Source organism: Micromonospora coriariae, from assembly GCF_900091455.1.
Classification (GTDB): domain Bacteria; phylum Actinomycetota; class Actinomycetes; order Mycobacteriales; family Micromonosporaceae; genus Micromonospora; species Micromonospora coriariae.
On record NZ_LT607412.1, the window covers coordinates 562,235 to 578,741 of the forward strand.

General features: G+C 72.0%; 20 protein-coding genes. 10 read left to right on the top strand and 10 right to left on the bottom strand.

Features of this window, described 5'->3' with window-relative positions:
* Positions 1-42 precede the first annotated feature (42 nt).
* Both GA0070607_RS02630 and GA0070607_RS02635 read left to right on the top strand, forming a co-directional pair.
* The gene (locus GA0070607_RS02630) at positions 43-720 is read left to right on the top strand and encodes an HAD family hydrolase (protein ID WP_089016727.1); all 678 of its coding nucleotides are present in this window, start codon (positions 43-45) and stop codon (positions 718-720) included.
* Between the two features lie 107 nt (positions 721-827).
* Positions 828-2,117, top strand: a complete 1,290-nt coding sequence (locus tag GA0070607_RS02635) for a cation:proton antiporter (protein WP_089016728.1) — start codon at positions 828-830, stop codon at positions 2,115-2,117.
* A gap of 51 nt (positions 2,118-2,168) precedes the next feature.
* Here the strand turns inward: GA0070607_RS02635 and GA0070607_RS02640 are convergent, their stop codons facing one another.
* On the bottom strand, positions 2,169-3,104 hold the full coding sequence (locus GA0070607_RS02640; protein ID WP_408630886.1) for an NAD(P)/FAD-dependent oxidoreductase: 936 nt from the start codon (positions 3,102-3,104) through the stop codon (positions 2,169-2,171).
* 115 nt (positions 3,105-3,219) lie between these two features.
* Here GA0070607_RS02640 and GA0070607_RS02645 point away from each other — a divergent pair, with 115 nt between their 5' ends.
* Positions 3,220-3,435 (top strand): DUF3072 domain-containing protein, encoded by a 216-nt coding sequence (locus tag GA0070607_RS02645; protein WP_172898968.1) that lies wholly within the window; start codon positions 3,220-3,222, stop codon positions 3,433-3,435.
* Between the two features lie 15 nt (positions 3,436-3,450).
* Here GA0070607_RS02645 and GA0070607_RS02650 read toward each other — a convergent pair whose 3' ends face one another.
* A complete protein-coding gene (locus GA0070607_RS02650) occupies positions 3,451-3,951 on the bottom strand; it encodes a metallophosphoesterase family protein (protein WP_089016731.1) in 501 nt (166 codons plus the stop codon).
* A 242-nt stretch (positions 3,952-4,193) separates the two neighbouring features.
* Here GA0070607_RS02650 and GA0070607_RS02655 point away from each other — a divergent pair, with 242 nt between their 5' ends.
* A complete protein-coding gene (locus tag GA0070607_RS02655) occupies positions 4,194-4,781 on the top strand; it encodes a general stress protein (protein WP_089016732.1) in 588 nt (195 codons plus the stop codon).
* A gap of 44 nt (positions 4,782-4,825) precedes the next feature.
* Here the strand turns inward: GA0070607_RS02655 and GA0070607_RS02660 are convergent, their stop codons facing one another.
* Both GA0070607_RS02660 and GA0070607_RS02665 read right to left on the bottom strand, forming a co-directional pair.
* Complete coding sequence (locus tag GA0070607_RS02660; RefSeq protein ID WP_089016733.1) at positions 4,826-5,413, bottom strand: DUF1684 domain-containing protein; 588 nt, start codon at positions 5,411-5,413, stop codon at positions 4,826-4,828.
* 28 nt (positions 5,414-5,441) lie between these two features.
* Entirely contained in the window at positions 5,442-6,038 is a 597-nt protein-coding gene (locus GA0070607_RS02665) for a TetR-like C-terminal domain-containing protein (protein ID WP_089016734.1), read from the bottom strand.
* Positions 6,039-6,098: 60 nt separating this feature from the next.
* Here GA0070607_RS02665 and GA0070607_RS02670 point away from each other — a divergent pair, with 60 nt between their 5' ends.
* Positions 6,099-6,584 carry an FBP domain-containing protein gene (locus GA0070607_RS02670; protein WP_089016735.1) on the top strand — a complete coding sequence of 162 codons (486 nt, stop codon included), beginning with the start codon at positions 6,099-6,101 and terminating at the stop codon, positions 6,582-6,584.
* 19 nt (positions 6,585-6,603) lie between these two features.
* Here the strand turns inward: GA0070607_RS02670 and GA0070607_RS02675 are convergent, their stop codons facing one another.
* Positions 6,604-7,137: a GNAT family N-acetyltransferase gene (locus GA0070607_RS02675; protein WP_089016736.1), complete on the bottom strand. Its 534-nt coding sequence runs from the start codon at positions 7,135-7,137 to the stop codon at positions 6,604-6,606.
* A 158-nt stretch (positions 7,138-7,295) separates the two neighbouring features.
* Between GA0070607_RS02675 and GA0070607_RS02680 the strand changes: the two genes are divergently transcribed.
* Both GA0070607_RS02680 and GA0070607_RS02685 read left to right on the top strand, forming a co-directional pair.
* Complete coding sequence (locus tag GA0070607_RS02680) at positions 7,296-7,778, top strand: MarR family winged helix-turn-helix transcriptional regulator (protein WP_089021609.1); 483 nt, start codon at positions 7,296-7,298, stop codon at positions 7,776-7,778.
* Positions 7,779-7,787: 9 nt separating this feature from the next.
* Positions 7,788-8,774 (top strand): pirin family protein, encoded by a 987-nt coding sequence (locus tag GA0070607_RS02685; protein WP_089016737.1) that lies wholly within the window; start codon positions 7,788-7,790, stop codon positions 8,772-8,774.
* Positions 8,775-8,835: 61 nt separating this feature from the next.
* Here GA0070607_RS02685 and GA0070607_RS33750 read toward each other — a convergent pair whose 3' ends face one another.
* Complete coding sequence (locus GA0070607_RS33750; RefSeq protein WP_255421212.1) at positions 8,836-8,964, bottom strand: hypothetical protein; 129 nt, start codon at positions 8,962-8,964, stop codon at positions 8,836-8,838.
* Between the two features lie 133 nt (positions 8,965-9,097).
* On the opposite strand from GA0070607_RS33750, the gene GA0070607_RS02690 reads away from it, so the two are divergent.
* Positions 9,098-10,687, top strand: a complete 1,590-nt coding sequence (locus GA0070607_RS02690; RefSeq protein WP_089016738.1) for a phospholipase D family protein — start codon at positions 9,098-9,100, stop codon at positions 10,685-10,687.
* Here GA0070607_RS02690 and GA0070607_RS02695 read toward each other — a convergent pair.
* Positions 10,636-11,364, bottom strand: a complete 729-nt coding sequence (locus tag GA0070607_RS02695) for an acetoacetate decarboxylase family protein (RefSeq protein WP_231930766.1) — start codon at positions 11,362-11,364, stop codon at positions 10,636-10,638. The genes GA0070607_RS02690 and GA0070607_RS02695 overlap by 52 nt on opposite strands.
* Before the next feature lie 410 nt (positions 11,365-11,774).
* On the opposite strand from GA0070607_RS02695, the gene GA0070607_RS02700 reads away from it, so the two are divergent.
* Entirely contained in the window at positions 11,775-12,596 is an 822-nt protein-coding gene (locus tag GA0070607_RS02700; protein ID WP_089016740.1) for a SigB/SigF/SigG family RNA polymerase sigma factor, read from the top strand.
* 124 nt (positions 12,597-12,720) lie between these two features.
* Here GA0070607_RS02700 and GA0070607_RS02705 read toward each other — a convergent pair whose 3' ends face one another.
* From GA0070607_RS02705 to GA0070607_RS02715, 3 genes are read right to left on the bottom strand one after another with little or no spacing between them, the layout of a single operon-like run.
* Complete coding sequence (locus GA0070607_RS02705; protein ID WP_089016741.1) at positions 12,721-13,311, bottom strand: GNAT family N-acetyltransferase; 591 nt, start codon at positions 13,309-13,311, stop codon at positions 12,721-12,723.
* A complete protein-coding gene (locus GA0070607_RS02710) occupies positions 13,308-14,825 on the bottom strand; it encodes an APC family permease (protein ID WP_089016742.1) in 1,518 nt (505 codons plus the stop codon). The genes GA0070607_RS02705 and GA0070607_RS02710 overlap by 4 nt, the downstream gene beginning before the upstream one ends.
* A gap of 45 nt (positions 14,826-14,870) precedes the next feature.
* Positions 14,871-15,512, bottom strand: a complete 642-nt coding sequence (locus tag GA0070607_RS02715; protein ID WP_089016743.1) for a GOLPH3/VPS74 family protein — start codon at positions 15,510-15,512, stop codon at positions 14,871-14,873.
* 169 nt (positions 15,513-15,681) lie between these two features.
* Between GA0070607_RS02715 and GA0070607_RS02720 the strand changes: the two genes are divergently transcribed.
* The gene (locus GA0070607_RS02720) at positions 15,682-16,506 is read left to right on the top strand and encodes a helix-turn-helix domain-containing protein (RefSeq protein WP_269458429.1); all 825 of its coding nucleotides are present in this window, start codon (positions 15,682-15,684) and stop codon (positions 16,504-16,506) included.
* Position 16,507: the final 1 nt, after the last annotated feature.

A 16,507-nucleotide genomic window follows, 5' to 3' on the forward strand; every position in this document is an offset into this window, starting at 1 on the left:
CCGGAGGGTCAGCCGGCCAGCGAACGGGGTAGGAGGACGCCCATGCGCACCGACCGACCCGCCGGGGTCCTCTTCGACGTCGATGGCACCCTCGTCGACACCACCTATTTACACACCGTGAGCTGGTGGGAGGCGCTGCGCCAGTCCGACCAGCCGGTGCCGATGGCGACCGTGCACCGGTCGATCGGGATGGGCTCGGACAAGCTCCTGGACCATCTGCTCGGTCCGGAGCGGGACCGCGACGCCGACGCGAAGCTGCGTGACGCGCACGACACCCTCTACGCCGAGTACTGGGAACGGCTGACGCCGCTGCCCGGGGCGGCGGACCTGCTGCGGGCCTGCGCCGAGCGGGGGCTGCGGGTCGTGCTCGCCACCTCCGCCTCCGAACAGGAGGTCGGCGCGTTGCGCCACGCGCTGAACGCCGACGACGTGATCGACACGGTCACCTCGTCGGCGGACGCCAAGCAGAGCAAGCCGGCCCCGGACATCCTGGTCGCCGCGCTGGAGCAGTCCGGGTTGGCCGCCGAGCGGGTGGTCTTCGTCGGCGACTCCGTCTGGGACGTCGCGGCCGCCGGCAAGCTGGACATCCCGTGCGTCGGGCTGACCTGCGGCGGCACCAGCCGGGGCGAGCTGGCCGGCGCCGGCGCGGTGGCGGTGTACGACGATCCGGCCGCACTGCTGGCCACGTTGGACGATTCGCCGGTCACCCGCCCGCGCTGAGGAACCTTCCCCTTCGGCTCGGCGCACAGGCTTAGCTGTGCGGCTCGCTGGGCATGGTGTGTCACCACCTGCCCGCGACCCGTGGGCGCGGTCGAAGGGTGGCAGGGGTGGAGCCGGTAGACGTTGCGTTCGCGCTGGTTGGCCTGGGCGCTCTGCTCGCCGGCATCCTGCCCCGGGTGCTGGAGCGGCGGCCGCTGTCCATGCCGATCGCCTTCCTCGCCCTGGGAATGCTGGTCTTCCTGGTGCCGGTCGGGCTGCCCACACCGGACCCGCTGGCCCACCCGGAGCTGACCACCCACCTGACCGAGATCGGGGTGATCGTCGCCCTGATGGGCGCCGGGCTCAAGATCGACCGGCCGTTGAGCTGGGCGAAGTGGTCGTCCACCTGGCGCCTGCTGGTCATCGCGATGCCGTTGTGCATCGCGGCGGTGGCGCTGCTCGGCTGGTGGTGGGCCGGGCTGGTGCCCGCCGCGGCGCTGCTGCTGGGCGCCGCGCTGGCCCCGACCGACCCGGTGCTCGCCGCCGACGTGCAGGTCGGCGAGCCGACCGACGTGGAGGACTCCGAGGACGAGGTCCGCTTCGCCTTGACCTCCGAGGCGGGCCTCAACGACGGGCTGGCGTTCCCGTTCGTCTACGCGGCCATCGCCATCGCCTCGACCAGCCTCGCGCCACGGGACTGGCTGGCCGACTGGCTCACCGTCGACGTGCTCTGGAAGGTCAGTGTCGGAGTCGGCGGCGGCCTGCTCATCGGCTGGCTGCTCGGCAAGCTGTTCTTCCGGGCGCCCAGCCATCTGCGGCTGGCCCGGCACGCCGAGGGTTTCCTGGCGCTGGCCGCCACCTTCCTGGCGTACGGGCTGGTGGAGGTGGCCGGTGGGTACGGGTTCCTGGCGGTGTTCGTGGCCGCCCGCGCGATCCGGGCCGCCGAGCGGACCCACGAGTTCCACTCGGTCCTGCACGACTTCGCCGAGCAGATCGAACGGCTGCTCACCCTGGTGCTGTTGCTGCTGCTCGGCGGCGTCATCGTCGGCGGCCTGCTCGCTCCGCTGACCTGGCCGGCGGTGGCCGTCGGGGTGGCGCTGGTGTTCCTGGTCCGGCCGCTCGTCGGCTGGTTGTCGCTGCGGGGCGCTCCGGGCCGACCGTCCGAGCACTGGGTGATCTCGTTGTTCGGCATCCGCGGTGTGGGTTCGTTCTACTACCTGGCGTACGCCACCACGAAGGCGGACTTCCCGCAGGCGGAGCTGCTCTGGGCCACTGTCGGGCTGGTGGTGCTGGTCTCCGTGGTGGTGCACGGCATCGCGGCGACCCCGGTCATGCAGTTGCTGGACCGAAAGGGCGAGCGGACCAGCGACCCGGCCGAACGAGGTGTGCCCGCCCAGCGGGTCGCCGGGCACGCCTGAGCCGCGGCCTGACGGTCGGCCCGCCCTGACGCCCGCCGGGGCCGGCGGGCGTCAGGTGAGGCGGGCGGCCACTGCACGGCCGAGGTCCCGACCGGAGCGCCAGGCGCTCTGCACCCGGGGCTTGCCGAACGCGTCGCCGGCCAGGCCGATCCCGTCGGCGTCCAGGTGATGCGTGCCGCCCCCGGTGGTGGTGGGCTTCGCGTACGTCCAGCGGTGCACGTGCACGTCGGCCGCCACCTCGGGCAACCCCAGCAGGTCCCGCACCGCCTGCTCGATCACCGGGCCGGCTCCGGTGGGTCGGGCGAGGTGCCCGGCGGCGAACTCCGGCACGGTGTGCGCGACCAGCACCGGGGCGCCGTCGCCCCGGCGGTCACCGTCGTCGCAGACCAGGCTGAGCACCGGGTGGTCGTTGACGAACGCGCCCCGGAAATCCGGCCAGCGCCGGGTCGGGAAGCGCAGCACCGCGGCCAGCGAGGGCGACCAACGCTGCGCCTGCACGACCCGGGTGGCGTCGGCCAGGGCCGGGTCGAGCAGCAGGGCGGCCTGCGGGCCCGGCATGGCCAGGGCGACCGCCGCACACGGCTGGCCGTCCACGACCGGCCCGGTTTCCACGGTGAGCACCAACCGGTCGACGGTCACCGGCACCGCGCCGGCCAGCTGTTCGACAAGTGAACGCAGTCCGCGCGGCGCGGCGAAGCGCATCGGCCCGGGCACGTCGCGGCGCCCGTCCCGGTCGTACGCCTGGAAGGTGTCGGTCCATTCGCGGACCAGGCCGGCGGCGCGCCACTGCTCGACCAGCGCGGCGAAGTCGGGGTCGCTGGCGGTGAAGTAGGCGGCGCCGATGTCGGCGGGACGGCCGTCGAAGCGTTTGCTGGCCATCCGCCCACCGCGCACGTGCCCCCGCTCCCGGACCTGCACCGGCACCCCGGCCGCGGCCAGTTCCACCGCACAGGCGACCCCGGCGATGCCCGCCCCGACCACCACCACACCTGACCGGTCCACGCCCATCCCGTGATCGTAAATGCCGCCCGACGCGCCGAGCAGGCATGAACCGGCGCAGCCCCGGGTACTGGCACACCTGTTCGAAGAAAGGGTGATGACGATGACGGACCGCAGCAACGAGCAGGCCGACCCGCGCGGCGCGATCAAGGACCCGGACGAGTGGGTCACCGGCGACGAGCCGCCCACCGCGGCCCAGGAGTCCTACCTGGCCACCCTGGCCCGAGAGGCGGGCGCGGAGCTGCCGGAGGACCTGACCAAGTCCGAGGCGTCCAAGCGGATCGACGAACTCCAGGCGGAGACCGGCCGGGGCCAGTGACATCCCCGTGCGGGGTCAGCGGCGGGGCAGGCGGTGCAGCTCCACCCGGGTCAGGCGACCGGCGTCCACCTCGGCCGTGAGGTAGGTGGCGTGGGGCTGGGAGCGGCGGTCGGTGGGTGAGCCGGGGTTGAGCAGGCGCAGGCCACCGGGGGCTTCGGTGTCCCAGGGGATGTGCGAGTGCCCGAAGACCAGCAGGTCGACGTCAGGGAAGCGGGCCGCGCACCGCTGCTCGCGACCGGTCCGGGGGCCGGTCTCGTGCACCACGGCGACCCGCAGGCCGTCGAGGTCGGCCCGGGCCACCTCCGGCAGCCGGGCGCGCAGCGCCGGGCCGTCGTTGTTGCCGTACACCCCGATCAGCCGGCGGGAGCGCGCGGTCATCGCGTCGAGCAGCGACTCGTCCACCCAGTCGCCGGCGTGCAGTACCACGTCCGCCGCCTCGATCGCCTGCCAGAGCGGCCCGGGCAGATCCCGCGCCCGCTTCGGTAGGTGGGTGTCCGCCGTGAGCACGAGCCGCATCCGGGCATTGTCCCCCAGGTCCCGGCCGAGGGCATGATCTCCCCGTACACCCCGCCGGTGCGGACCGTCGGCCCGGTGCGGTCCGGTTCAGGACCGCACCGGGTGAAGTCCGCTCCGCACCCGGCTGCCTACCCGGGGCGTCCGGGCGCATTCCTGGCGGGCGGCAGGGCATCCACCGTGGTTGCTGGCGTTACCGGACGGCGCGGGCGGGAACCCGGACGACTTGACGAGGGAGGATGCTCATGACGTCAGCTTCGGGGCCGGCCGCCGCGTGGCGGCCCGGCACACAGGGTGGCGATCTGCTGCCGTCCGGCCCGGCCGGCCGTCCGTCGGCACCGTCCGGTGACGGGCACGGGCCGGAGACCGGGCCGCCCACGGTGACAATCGGCTCGTATCCGGACTATCCGGCCGCACAGCGGGTGGTGGACTATCTCGCGGACAACCGCTTCCCGGTGGAGCACAGTGCGATCGTCGGCACCAACCTCACGCTTGTGGAGACGGTGCTCGGTCGGATGACAACCGGTCGCTCCGCCCTGCTCGGCGCCGGCACCGGCGCCTGGTTCGGGCTCTTCATCGGCCTGCTGTTCGGCATCTTCACCGTGGGCAACTGGCTGGCGGTGATCCTGGTCGGGCTGGTCATCGGTGCGATCTGGGGTGCGGTGTTCGGCGCGGTCGCGCACGCGATGACCGGCGGGCGGCGGGACTTCACCTCGGCCAGCTCGCTTCGCGCCGGCCAGTACGCGGTGATCGTCGACGCACAGCTCGCCGACCAGGCCCGGCAGCTGCTGGGTCGGATGCAGATGTCCGGCTCGGCCACGAACGCCGGCTGAGAGCGGTTCGACCGGCCGTCCCGGCAGCACGCCGGGGCGGCCGTTCAGTCGTGGTACGCCAGCTCGCCGGCCCGCAGCGGCACGTCGACCCGGTTCTCCGGCGGTGCCAACGGGCACGCCCAGCGGTCGTCGTACGCGCAGCTCGGGTTGTAGAGGTAGTTGGCGTCCAGCCGGACCCGGTCGCCGGGCAGCAGCTCGACGCCCCGACCGAAGGTGCCCTTCACCGTGTCGGTGAGGTACCGGCCTCCGCCGTAGGTCTCCTGCCCACAGGTGCCGTCGCGCAGCGGCACGAACAGCCCGCCCCCGTACGCCTCGATCCACCACAGGGTCAGCGGCCCCCACGACGTCTGCGCCACCGCGACCCGCCGGTACGCGACCACCCCGTCCGGGCCGCCGGTGTCGATCCGCAGCTCCCCACTGGCCGGGCGCAGGGGCGCTTCCACCACGGCGGCCGGGTTGGGCGGGAAGTAGCGCACTCCGGTGAAGCCGGGTCGCTCCGCCGGTGGGATCGGGCTCTGCGGATGGGTGGCGAATAGCTGATCGCGGCCGGCACGGAACCCGGCGAGGTCGACGTCGGACAGGTACAGCCGGGCTACCCGCTCCCGCCAGTCGGCCAGCTCCAGATCGTCCACGCCGTCGAGCCTAGGCCGTCGCCGTCCGTTACCGAGCGGTCTCCGCATCGGTGCTCACGGCGGGCGGCCAGTTGCTGAGGACCGCGTCGAGAGCGTCCAGCGTTCGCGCCCAGGAGGCGTCCGTCGTACGGGGGGTGTGCCGGAAGCCGCCGGTCTTCTCCAGGCTCACGAACCCGTGGAACGTGCTGTGCATCATCCGTACCGCGTCGGTCTGGTCGGGTTCGGAGAGCCGGTAGCCGCGCAGGATCGCTCGTGTCATCTCCGCATGCCGGACGCCCGCGCTCGCGGCGGCGGTCTCCGGATCGAGGTCGATCTGCATCGCGGCGTACCGGCCCGGGTGCCGCGCCGCGTAGTCCCGGTACGCGTTGGCGAAGGCCACCAGCGCGTCCTTGCCCGCGCGGCCGGCGAGCGCGGCGGCGACCCGGTCGGCAAGCTCCGCGAGAGCCAGCAGCGCGACCCTGACCCGCAGGTCGCGTGCGTTGCGGATGTGGAAGTACAGGCTCGCGTCCTTGACGCCGAATCGCCGGGCGAGCGCGGCGATGGTCACGTTCTCCATGCCGATCTCGTCGGCCAGCTCGGCCGCGGCCAGGGCCAGGCGCTCGGCGGTCACCCCCGCACGTGCCATGCCGCACACCCCAAACCTAGTCATCTTATTCGCTTGCCTAGGAGAGCTAGGCTACTACCTATGCTAGCGATAACCGAGCGCGCCATCCGCGCGTCCTTCGTCAACTGCACCCAGGGCGAGGCGAAGCGGCTGGCCGTACCGAACGATCTCGAAGCGCGACCGTGGGACGACCTCGACTTCCTCGGGTGGCGGGACCCCGCCGCGACGCAGCGGGCCTACCTGGTCGCCGAGTCCGGCAGCGGGTTGGTCGGGGTCGCGTTGCGGGTGGCCCCGCAGACCGGGCGTGCCCGGCGCAGCATGTGCTCGCTGTGCCTGACCACGCACACCGGGGACGGCGTCGCGCTGATGACGGCCCGCAAGGCCGGCCGGGACGGGCGGCAGGGGAACTCGGTGGGGGTCTACATCTGCGCCGACCTGGCCTGCTCGTTCTACCTGCGCGGCAAGAAGGACGCCGGGCGCCGCCTGCACGAGACGATCACCCTGGAGGAGAAGATCGAGCGCACGACGACCACCCTCGGCGCGTTCCTGCAGAGGGTGCTCGGGTGACCCCCCATACGTCGACCGCCTAGCGGTCGGTGGACAGGCGCGCGTGCAGGTGCTCGTCGTGGCGGCGGCCGTCGCCGTACCGGTACGACTCCCGCAGCGTCCCCTCCGCGAGGTAGCCGGCCCGGTGGGCGACCCGGCAGGACGCCTGGTTGGCCACCGCGTGGCACAGCTCCACCCGGTGCAGCCCGAGGTCGGCGAACGCCCAGTCGGTGAGCCGGACGACGGCCCGCACCGCCACGCCACGCCCGCGCGCCGCCGGCACCGTCCAGTAGCCGATTGACGCGTCGCCGTGATGGATGTGGTACAGGGACACCGAGCCCAGCAGTTCCCCGCCGACCGCGGCGGTCACCGCCATCGAGGCGTGGTCGCCGCCGGACCAGTCGGCCCGGTGGCGTACCCACGACAGGGCGGCCTCGTCGTCGATCAGGCCGCCACGGTGTGGGTTCCACTGGACGATCGCCGGGTCGCGCAGGGCGTCACGCACCGCGGGGGCGTCCGACTCCCGCCACGGGCGCAGCAACAGGTCGGCGGCGGTGAGCTCCACGTGTTCCACGAGGGCGGAGTCTGGCACATCACGCGCCGATTCCACCGCCCGACTGGCGACGGCTTCTTTCAAAGCTGCACGAATCCCGGCTGGCGACCGCTTGGACGTGACCCAGGCAACGCTCATGGGCACTAGTTAAATTTTGAAAGAGTGCTATCGTCGTGGACGTGACAGAGAGCCTGGACAGCACCCGAGAGGCCGCCTGGCGCGCCTATATCGAGGCCAGCCAGCGCCTCTACACACAGCTGGAAGAGGACCTTCGGGCCGACAGCGACCTCAGCTTCGCCGACTACCACGTGCTGGTCCTGCTCTCCGAGGCACCGGGGCAGCGGCTGCGGATGGGCGAGCTGGCCGGCCGGCTCGTCTTCTCCCCCAGCCGGTTGACGTACCAGATCTCCTCGATGCAACGCCGCGGCCTGGTCAGCAAGGAGTCCTGCCCGGACGACCGACGGGGCAGCGAGGCGGTGCTCACCGCCGCCGGGCTGCTCGCTCTGCGGGAAGCCGCGCCGCACCATCTGGCGTCGGTGCGTACCCACCTGATGGACGACCTCGACGACGCCGAGGTCGCCTGCCTCACCCGGGTCTTCGGCCGGCTCGGTGACCGCCTGCGCGCGGCCCGGGCCACGTCGACCACCCACGCCACGAACTAGGAGCCTTCGATGCCCGCGATCACCGTTGAGAACGTCCTCGTCCTCCCCCGCCTGCCCCGGCTCGACGAGTCGGCCAAGATCCGCCCGGTCCGCACGGTGACCACCGCGCCCAGCGGCTTCGAGGGCGAGGGCTTCCCGGTCCGCAGGGCCTTCGCCGGGGTGCCGACGACCGACCTGGACCCGTTCATCCACCTGGACCAGATGGGCGAGGTGGACTACGCGCCGGGCGAGCCGAAGGGCACCCCCTGGCACCCGCACCGTGGCTTCGAGACCGTCACGTACATCATCGACGGCGTGTTCGACCACCAGGACTCGCACGGCGGCGGTGGCACCATCACCGACGGCGACACCCAGTGGATGACAGCCGGCAGCGGCCTGCTGCACATCGAGGCCCCGCCGGAGCACCTCGTGATGAGCGGTGGGCTCTTCCACGGCACCCAGCTCTGGGTCAACCTGCCCCGCGCCGCCAAGATGAACCCGCCCCGCTACCAGGACATCCGGGGCCGGGAGTCGGCGCTGCTCACGACGCCCGACGGCGGTGCGCTGATCCGGGTCATCGCCGGTGAGGTGGCCGGGCACCGCGGCCCGGGTTCCACCTTCACCCCGATCACCATCACGCACGTCACAGTGCAGCCGGGAGCGCAGGTCGACCTGCCGTGGCAGCCGGAGTTCAACGCCCTGGTGTACGTGCTCGGCGGGCGCGGCACCGTCGGCGCCGACCGGCGGCCGGTACGGACCGGCCAGCTCGCGGTGCACGGTCCGGGCGACGCGCTGCGGTTCAGCGCGGACACCACGCAGGACAGCAACACCCCTGCGCTGGACCTCTACATCATGGGCGGTCAGCCGATCCGGGAGCCGGTGGCACAGTACGGCCCGTTCGTCATGAACACCCGGGACGAGCTGGTCCAGGCGTTCGAGGACTACCAGGCCGGCCGGCTCGGCGTGATCCCCACCGAGCGGCTGCCGCACACCGGCGGCCAGGGCTCTCGCCCCTGACCACGGTCAACCTCTGAGATCGGCGCCGGCGCCCCCGTCACCCGGGGGCGCCGGCGCCGCCTCAGGAGACGGCAAAAATCCCAGCCACACCGAGAATGACCATCACCAACACCGCTACCAACGCCCCCCGTTCGCTCTCCACCGCCGGCTCGCGGTACTCGGTCACGGGGTTCGTCGTCTCGCGGGGCATGGTGTGGCCTCCTCGGTTGTTGTCGCGTCGTTCCGGTCACGTCGGCCAGGTCGCCGGTCCGCCGGCCCTGGCGTGCGGACCCGCGTCGGGGGTCCTACGGTGAGGACGTTGCCGACCTCCGGGGGGCTGGACGTTGCCGTTGCAGGACTGGTTCCTCACCGCACAGGAACGGGCCAACCCGATCTCTGGGTTACCCGTCTGGAGCACTGGAAACCTCGCCGAGCCACTGATTCACGGTGCGGCGTACTTCGACCGGCTGGTCGACGAGGTCGAGGCGCTGACGGCCGGCGACCACCTCTTCTTCACCGACTGGCGGGGCGATCCGGACCAACGGCTGCGCCCGGACGGCCCGACCGTGGCGCAACTCTTCGCCCAGGCCGCCCAACGCGGAGTGGTCGTCAAGGGGCTCATCTGGCGGTCCCACCTCGACGCGCTGGCCTACAGCGAGGCGGAGAACCGCGACCTCAGCGAGACGATCTCCGCAGCCGGCGGGGAGGTGCTGCTCGACCAGCGGGTCCGTCGTGGCGGCTCACACCACCAGAAGCTGGTGCTGCTCCGGCATCCGGGCGCCCCGGAACGGGACATCGCGTTCGCCGGGGGAATCGACCTGTGCCACAGCCGGCGGGACGACGCCGCGCACCGCGGTGACCCGCAGCCGGTGCGGATGTCTTCCCGGTACGGCTCCAACCCCCCGTGGCACGACGTCCAGCTCGCGGTACGCGGACCGGTGGTCGGCGCGCTGGACACCGTGTTCCGGGAGCGCTGGACCGACCCGATGCCGCTGGACTCGGAGAACCCGCTGGCCTACCTGCGGGACCGACTACGCGGCGCGGACCTGCACCCTGACCCGCTGCCCGAGCAGCCGGCCGATCCGCCGCCGTGCGGTCCGCACCAGATCCAGGTGCTGCGCACCTACCCCGCGGTCCGACCCCGCTACTCCTTCGCGCCGCACGGCGAGCGGTCCGTGGCCCGGGGCTACACCAAGGCGGTACACCGTGCCCGCCGGCTCATCTACCTGGAGGACCAGTACCTCTGGTCGAGCGAGGTGGCGGACCTGTTCGCGCACGCCCTGCGCGACAACCCGGAGCTGCATCTGATCGCCGTGGTGCCCCGGCACCCGGACGTGGACGGCAGGCTCGCACTGCCGCCGAACACGGTCGGCCGTGAGCAGGCGTTGTCGCTGTGCGAGCGGGCCGCGCCGGACCGGGTGCACGTGTTCGACGTGGAGAACCACGCCGGCGACCCGGTCTACGTGCACGCGAAGGTCTGCGTGGTCGACGACGTCTGGGCCAGCGTGGGCAGCGACAACTTCAACCGCCGCTCGTGGACGCACGACAGCGAGTTGTCCTGTGCGGTGCTGGACGATGCCCGCGACCAGCGGGAGCCCACCGATCCGGCCGGGCAGGGCGACGGGGCGCGGGTCTTCGCCCGGGATTTACGGCTGCGGCTCTGGCGCGAGCACCTGGACCGCGACCCGGCCGGCTCCGACGACGCCGACCTGCTCGACCCCACGGACGCCGTCGCGGCCGTCACGGCCGCTGCCGACGCGCTGCAACAGTGGTACGACGGTGGCCAGGTGGGCCCGCGTCCGCCCGGCCGGCTGCGCCCGCACCGCCCCGATCGACTGCCCTGGTACACCCGCACCTGGGCGTTGCCGGTGTACCGGCTGGTCTATGACCCGGACGGCAGGCCGCTGCGGGCCAGGTTGGCCGGGACGTGGTGAACCTGCCGGGCCGGCGCCGGTGGCGGGCCGGCCGCGCCCGGGTACACGCTCAGCCCGCCGGGGTAGGCGAACGAGGAGCGTGGCGAGTAGTAGCCGAAGCCGATGGTCAGCGGGTTGGCCGGCCGTAGCGCGTACATCGGGTGGCCGGGCTCCAGGAACTCGACCGACTCGATCTCGAACGGGGCGACCGGCTCCGCCACGAACGGGTAGACAGCGCTGAGCAGTTGACCGTCGCGGCGGGTGAAGTAGCGGTGGTGCCCGCTGCTGATCAGGTGGCCGGTCTCCCCGACCTGGCAGCGGGCCCGGAGCAGCGGCACCCCGTCGGCCTCGGTCACCGAGACCAGGTCGCTGCCGCGCACCTCGATGCTGGTGCGACCGGTGATCGCCGGGGCGCCGCGCGCACCGGCGTAGTCCCGGACCGTGCGGCTGGACGCGACGTAGTGGGTCCACCAGCCGCCGGGGCTGAGGCCACCAGGGGCGTCCACGCCGGTCAGCGAGACGCCGAGGTAGGTCAGCGAGTAGGCGCCGAAGCCGGACGTCTGCGTCTCGTCGTCGACGATGTACTGGTTGAGGAACACCTGCCGGTCCGGGCGGGGACGCAGGCCGGCCGGGACCAGAGCGGCGACCGCGTCCGGATCCGCCGGCAACCAGCTGAAGTAGAGCGTGCGACTGTTCACGACTAGCTGGGGAGCGGCTGGATCGAGCACTGTGCCTCCGAACCGGGTGTGTACAGGCGACGCTACGGCCAGTCCCACCGGCGGGACAACGACGGATAGTAGACACCTCGGCCCAGATGTCGGATTTCATGTTGACCGCTCGGCCGACAGCGGTGGGCCGACCGGTCAGGCCGGGGTGGGGTGGCCGGCTGGCGAGCAGTGGGTGCCGGAAGCCGTAAGAGACCTCACAACAGCCATGTTGACCGCCCTATTTGCACCTTCTATTGACTGAAGGGGCTTAAGTACATCAGCCTTTCGGCTAGATTTCGGGGAGACGATCAGGTTAAGGTGAGTCCCGAACGGCCCATACGAAGCTAAACCAGAGCGTCACGTCTTTTTGTCCGCGGACGAGGTGCAGGGAGGACCACCCAATGACCGCGCCAACGATCAGCGAGCAGCCGAGCACCACCGCCAAGAGCATGAAGCTCGACCCGCGGGCGCTCACCGACAGCGCCACGGACCTGCTCAACGCCATGGCCGCGCTGCCGACCACCCACCCGTCGCGCGCCGCGCTGCGGGACCGGGCGATCGAGGCCTGGCTGCCGCTGGCCAACCACCTCGCCCACCGCTACAGCGGGCGGGGCGAGCCCACCGACGATCTGGCGCAGACCGCCGCGGTCGGCCTGATCAAGGCCATCGACAAGTTCGACCCGTCCCGCGGCGTCGACTTCGCCGGGTACGCCATCCCCACGATCATCGGCGAGCTCAAGCGGCACTTCCGCGACCGCACCTGGGACATCCGGGTGCCCCGCCGGCTCCAGGAGCTGCGGCTGTCCATCTCCGACGCCAACAGCTCGCTCCTGCAGACCCTCGGCCGCTCGCCGACGGTCGCCGACATCGCCACCCACCTCGGGCTCACCGAGGAAGAGGTGCTGGAGGGCCTGGAAGGCGCCCGCGCGTACAACGCGGTGTCGCTGTCCACCCCGACCGGCGACGGCGAGCGCGCCACCGAGCTGGGTGACATGCTCGGCGGCGAGGACGCGGAGTTCGAGCTGGCTGAGCTGCGGGTCGCCCTGGGCCCGGCGCTGGCCACGCTGGACGAGCGGGAGCAGAAGATCCTCACCCTGCGGTTCTACGGCAACCTGACGCAGTCGCAGATCGCCGAGCAGATCGGCGTCTCGCAGATGCACGTCTCCCGGCTGCTGGCCCGGGCGCTGACCAAGCTGCGCGGTCAGCTCGACGGCACGTACTAGGCGGTCGCGATCGAGGGCCGGGTCCGCGGACCCGGCCCTCGATCGCGCATACAAGCTGTCACGTGAACGTTACAGTGCGCGCACTCTGGCGTGCCTGCCGGGCGGCAGCGCCCGGCCGACTCCGTCAGTGGCTCACCGGCTCCCGCCACATCGGCCAGAACGGCGTGCCGTCGGGCACCCGGAACGGCTCGCCGGCCCGATATCCGTGCTGCGCGTACAGGTCCCGACTGCGTGGGCTGCTCGCCTCCAGGTAACCGGGCATTCCGTTGGCGTCCAGCCAGGCGTGGTGGTGCTCCAGCAGCGCGGTGCCCAGCCCCTGCCCCTGCCGGTCCGGCTGGACCGCCAGGAAGGCCAGGTGGTGGTGGTCCGGATGCGGGTGGTTCGCCGCGAACAGCTCGTCGAGATGCTGGAACCGGTCGGTCCACGCACCGCAGGCGGCGGCGAGCCGGGCGTCGTAGTCGGCCGGCGGCGGGGCCGGGTCGCCGACCGACGGGAACCAGACAGCGACCGCGGCCCGGTCCGCGTTGGCGTACACCAGGCCGTGCCGCATCGCGTGCTCGACCAGGATCTCGAAGTTCCCCGCCAGCACGGCCTCCCGCTTGCTCGCGTCGGGCACCAGCCAGCGGGTCACCTCCAGGACGGTGAACGCCTGGGCGATCCGGCCGGCCACCAGCGCGGTGTCCTCGGGGCCGAGCCGCTCGATGGCCACGCTCATCGCGGCACCTCCGCAGCAGCCGGCGGCTGCTCCAGCGGCTGCGCGGCGGCCGCCGCGCTCGCCGCGCCGAGGCCGATCCGGGCGTACGTGTCCGGACGGCTGCTGCGCAGCACCAGCGCCCAGCCGACGCCCAACGCGGCCGCCACCGGGTACACAGCGGGCAGCGCCCAGCGCAGGGTGGAGTCCGGCGCGACGCCGAGCAGGTTGGCGAAGTTCGACACGGCCAGCCAGATGATCACAAAGAGCGCGATGGTGGCCAGGCCGGGTGCGATGACCCGCCGCCAGAGCGTCTCGCCGCCACCGGAGCGCGCGAAGTAGGCGATCACCGCCACCGAGGTGGTGGCGATCAACAGCAGCACGCCGAATCCACCGCTGGTGCCGACCCAGAAGAACAGCTTGACCACCGGGTCCCAGCCGTTGACCGCGTACAGCAGGATGACCACCAGGCCGAGGAGGCTCTGCGCCAGCGAGGCGGCCCGCGGGGCGCCGCTGCGCGGCGAGGTCTGCCCGAACACGGCCGGCAGCACCCGTTCCCGGCCCAGCGCGAACGTGTAGCGGGCCGTGGTGTTGTGGAAGGAGATCATCGCGGCCAGCACCGAGGTCAGGAAGAGCACCTGGCCGATGGTGACCGCGGTGTCACCGAGCTGCGCGCCGGCCAGGTTGAAGATCAGCCCGACGCTCTGCTCCCCCGCCTCGGCGACGATCTGGTCCGGCCCGACGGCGACCGACATGGTCCAGGACGAGAGCGCGTACAGCGCGGCGACGATCACCACCGACAGGTACGTCGCCAGCGGCACCGTCCGCTTCGGGTCCTTGCTCTCCTCGCTGAACACCACAGCGGACTCGAAGCCGACGAACCCGAGGACCGCCAGCACCAGCACCGCGCCCACCCCGGGCACGAAGAGGTTGCCCGGCGAGAACCCGGCGAAGCTGACCTCGCCGCCGGCCGGGTTGCCGATCTGGCCCAGGTCGAAGATCAGGACCACCACGATCTCGGCGACCAGCAGCGCCGCCAGTACCAGGCCGTTGATGTCCACCCGGAGCAGGCCGAGCAGGCCGACCAGCGCCCATGCCACCAGGGCGACGATGGACCAGTGCGGGTGCCCACCGAAGATCCGGTCGAGCACCGGCTCGGCGGCGACGCCGATGGTGCCGTAGAGCCCGACCTGGAGGGCGTTGTACGCGATCAGCGCCACCCAGGCGGCGCCCACGCCGGCCGGCCGGCCCAGGCCGCGGGAGATGTAGGCGTAGAAGGCGCCGGCGTTCTCCACCCGGCGGGACATCGCCACGTAGCCCACCGAGAACAGGGCGAGCACCGCGGCGACCACCAGGAAGGCCAGCGGGATGCCGGTCACCCCGATGACGCCGTAGCCGGTGGTGACGACACCGGCCACCACTGTCAGTGGCGCGGCGGCGGAGAGCACGAAGAAGATCACCGAGGGGACGCCGAGGCGGCCTCGGGCAAGGGCTTCGGAGACGTTGCTGGGTCGGTCGACTGTCGATGTCGGGGGCATACGACTACTCCGGTTGTCGAGGGGAGGTTGGGGGTTACCGGGGAATCATGGGACGCCACGGAGCACGGCGGCGCCAACGGCGGCTTCGGTGTGCGCGACGAGTTCCTTGAGGGGTGGCGGCAGCGCGGGGATGAGGACGTTCAGCCGGTGGTGGGCACGCGGGCCGGCGCTCCACAGCACCTCGCGGGTCAGCCCGGAGGCCACCACCAGGCCGAGCAGCAGGGCGTCCCGCACGCTGGGCGGATCCGGCCGGTCCAGCAGGGCCCGCAGCCGGGTGGCCGGCCAGGCCACCGCGTTGAGGTCGATCGGGAGGTAGCTGACCGAGGTGCGCAGCAGCCGGCGGCTCTCCTGGCGGCGCAGCATGCCGGCCCGGGCCAGCCGCTCCCCCACCGAGGTCGTCGCGCTCTGCGCCAGGAAGCTGAGCCAGGTGCGGACCGCCTGGTGCTGGGACTCGCCGATCAACTGGTCGAGCACGGTGTGCGCCAGGGCGTCGCCCGGCGGGCGTCGGTCGATGACTGTGACGTGCCCGCCCGAGACGGTGATGTGTCCATACAGGATCAGCTCGCCGAGCAGCCCGCCGGCCAGGCCGAGCCCGGTCGCGGCCGGGTGGAGTTTGGCCTTGCCGCGACTGTCGTTGTGCGCGATCAGGAAGAACTCGTCGGCGATGAGCAAACGGTCCTCCCGCACGGGTGTGTCCACAGTGATCGCGACCGGCAAAGGATGCACCGACAGCTACCGCAATGCAACTCCCAGATTTGAAAGTTGCACTCCGTGCAGGCCCGACCTGCGGATCTTGTCGTGACAGACTCGGACGGTGACCGCCAGCCCCGCCATCCCACCCGCCGCCAGCCCGACCGTGCGCCGTCGACGCATCGCCCGGGAGCTCCGCCAGCTCCGGGAACGCGCGGGCATGACCCTCGATGTGGCGGCCCGCCAACTCGACATGTCCAAGAGCAACCTCTCCCGGATCGAGACCGCGCAGATCGGCATCAAGCCGCGCGACGTCCGAGCGGCGCTCGCGCTCTACCAGGTGACCGGGGCGGACGCCGAGGCGTTGATCGAGATCGCCCGGAGCGCGCAGCAGCGGGGCTGGTGGCAGAACTACAGCGACGTGCTACCCGAGTGGTTCGAGTTCTACGTCGGGCTGGAGGCCGAGGCGGTGGCGCTGCGCACGTACGAGGCCGAGTCCGTGCCGGGGCTGTTGCAGACCGAGGCGTACGCCCGGGAGATCTACCGGCGCACCGCGGGCGAGGACGGCGTGGAGCGCAAGGTGGCGGCACGGCTGCGCCGGCAGGAGGTGCTGCGCCGCGACGACCCGGTCCAGTTGTCTGTGGTGCTCAACGAGGCGGTGCTCCTGCGCCCGGTCGGCGGCAACGCCGTGATGGCCGAACAGGTGGTCCACATGACTCGGATCGCGCAACTACCGAACGTGACAATCCAGGTACTTCCATTCGCGGCCGGGGGGCATCCCGCGATGAGCACCCCCTACGTGATCCTCAACTTCGCCGACGCCGCCGACGCAACCGTGGTTTACCTGGATAACCTCACGATGGGCCTGGCGCTGGAGGATGCCGACCAGGTGCTCGGGTATAGCCTTCTGCACGAGGAGCTGTGCCGGATGGCGCTCGATCCGGCGGCGTCGTTGACCCGTCTTGAGCAGGCTTCTCGTAACTTTGCGTGAT

Excerpts from the sequence above, each read along its gene's own strand:
- GA0070607_RS02630 (WP_089016727.1), top strand. The coding sequence starts at position 43 with ATGCGCACCGACCGACCCGCCGGGGTCCTCTTCGACGTCGATGGCACC.
- GA0070607_RS02645 (WP_172898968.1), top strand. The coding sequence starts at position 3,220 with ATGACGGACCGCAGCAACGAGCAGGCCGACCCGCGCGGCGCGATCAAG.
- GA0070607_RS02650 (WP_089016731.1), bottom strand. The coding sequence starts at position 3,951 with ATGCGGCTCGTGCTCACGGCGGACACCCACCTACCGAAGCGGGCGCGG.
- GA0070607_RS02655 (WP_089016732.1), top strand. The coding sequence starts at position 4,194 with ATGACGTCAGCTTCGGGGCCGGCCGCCGCGTGGCGGCCCGGCACACAG.
- GA0070607_RS02665 (WP_089016734.1), bottom strand. The coding sequence starts at position 6,038 with ATGGCACGTGCGGGGGTGACCGCCGAGCGCCTGGCCCTGGCCGCGGCC.
- GA0070607_RS02670 (WP_089016735.1), top strand. The coding sequence starts at position 6,099 with ATGCTAGCGATAACCGAGCGCGCCATCCGCGCGTCCTTCGTCAACTGC.
- GA0070607_RS02685 (WP_089016737.1), top strand. The coding sequence starts at position 7,788 with ATGCCCGCGATCACCGTTGAGAACGTCCTCGTCCTCCCCCGCCTGCCC.
- GA0070607_RS33750 (WP_255421212.1), bottom strand. The coding sequence starts at position 8,964 with ATGCCCCGCGAGACGACGAACCCCGTGACCGAGTACCGCGAGCCGGCG.
- GA0070607_RS02700 (WP_089016740.1), top strand. The coding sequence starts at position 11,775 with ATGACCGCGCCAACGATCAGCGAGCAGCCGAGCACCACCGCCAAGAGC.
- GA0070607_RS02705 (WP_089016741.1), bottom strand. The coding sequence starts at position 13,311 with ATGAGCGTGGCCATCGAGCGGCTCGGCCCCGAGGACACCGCGCTGGTG.
- GA0070607_RS02710 (WP_089016742.1), bottom strand. The coding sequence starts at position 14,825 with ATGCCCCCGACATCGACAGTCGACCGACCCAGCAACGTCTCCGAAGCC.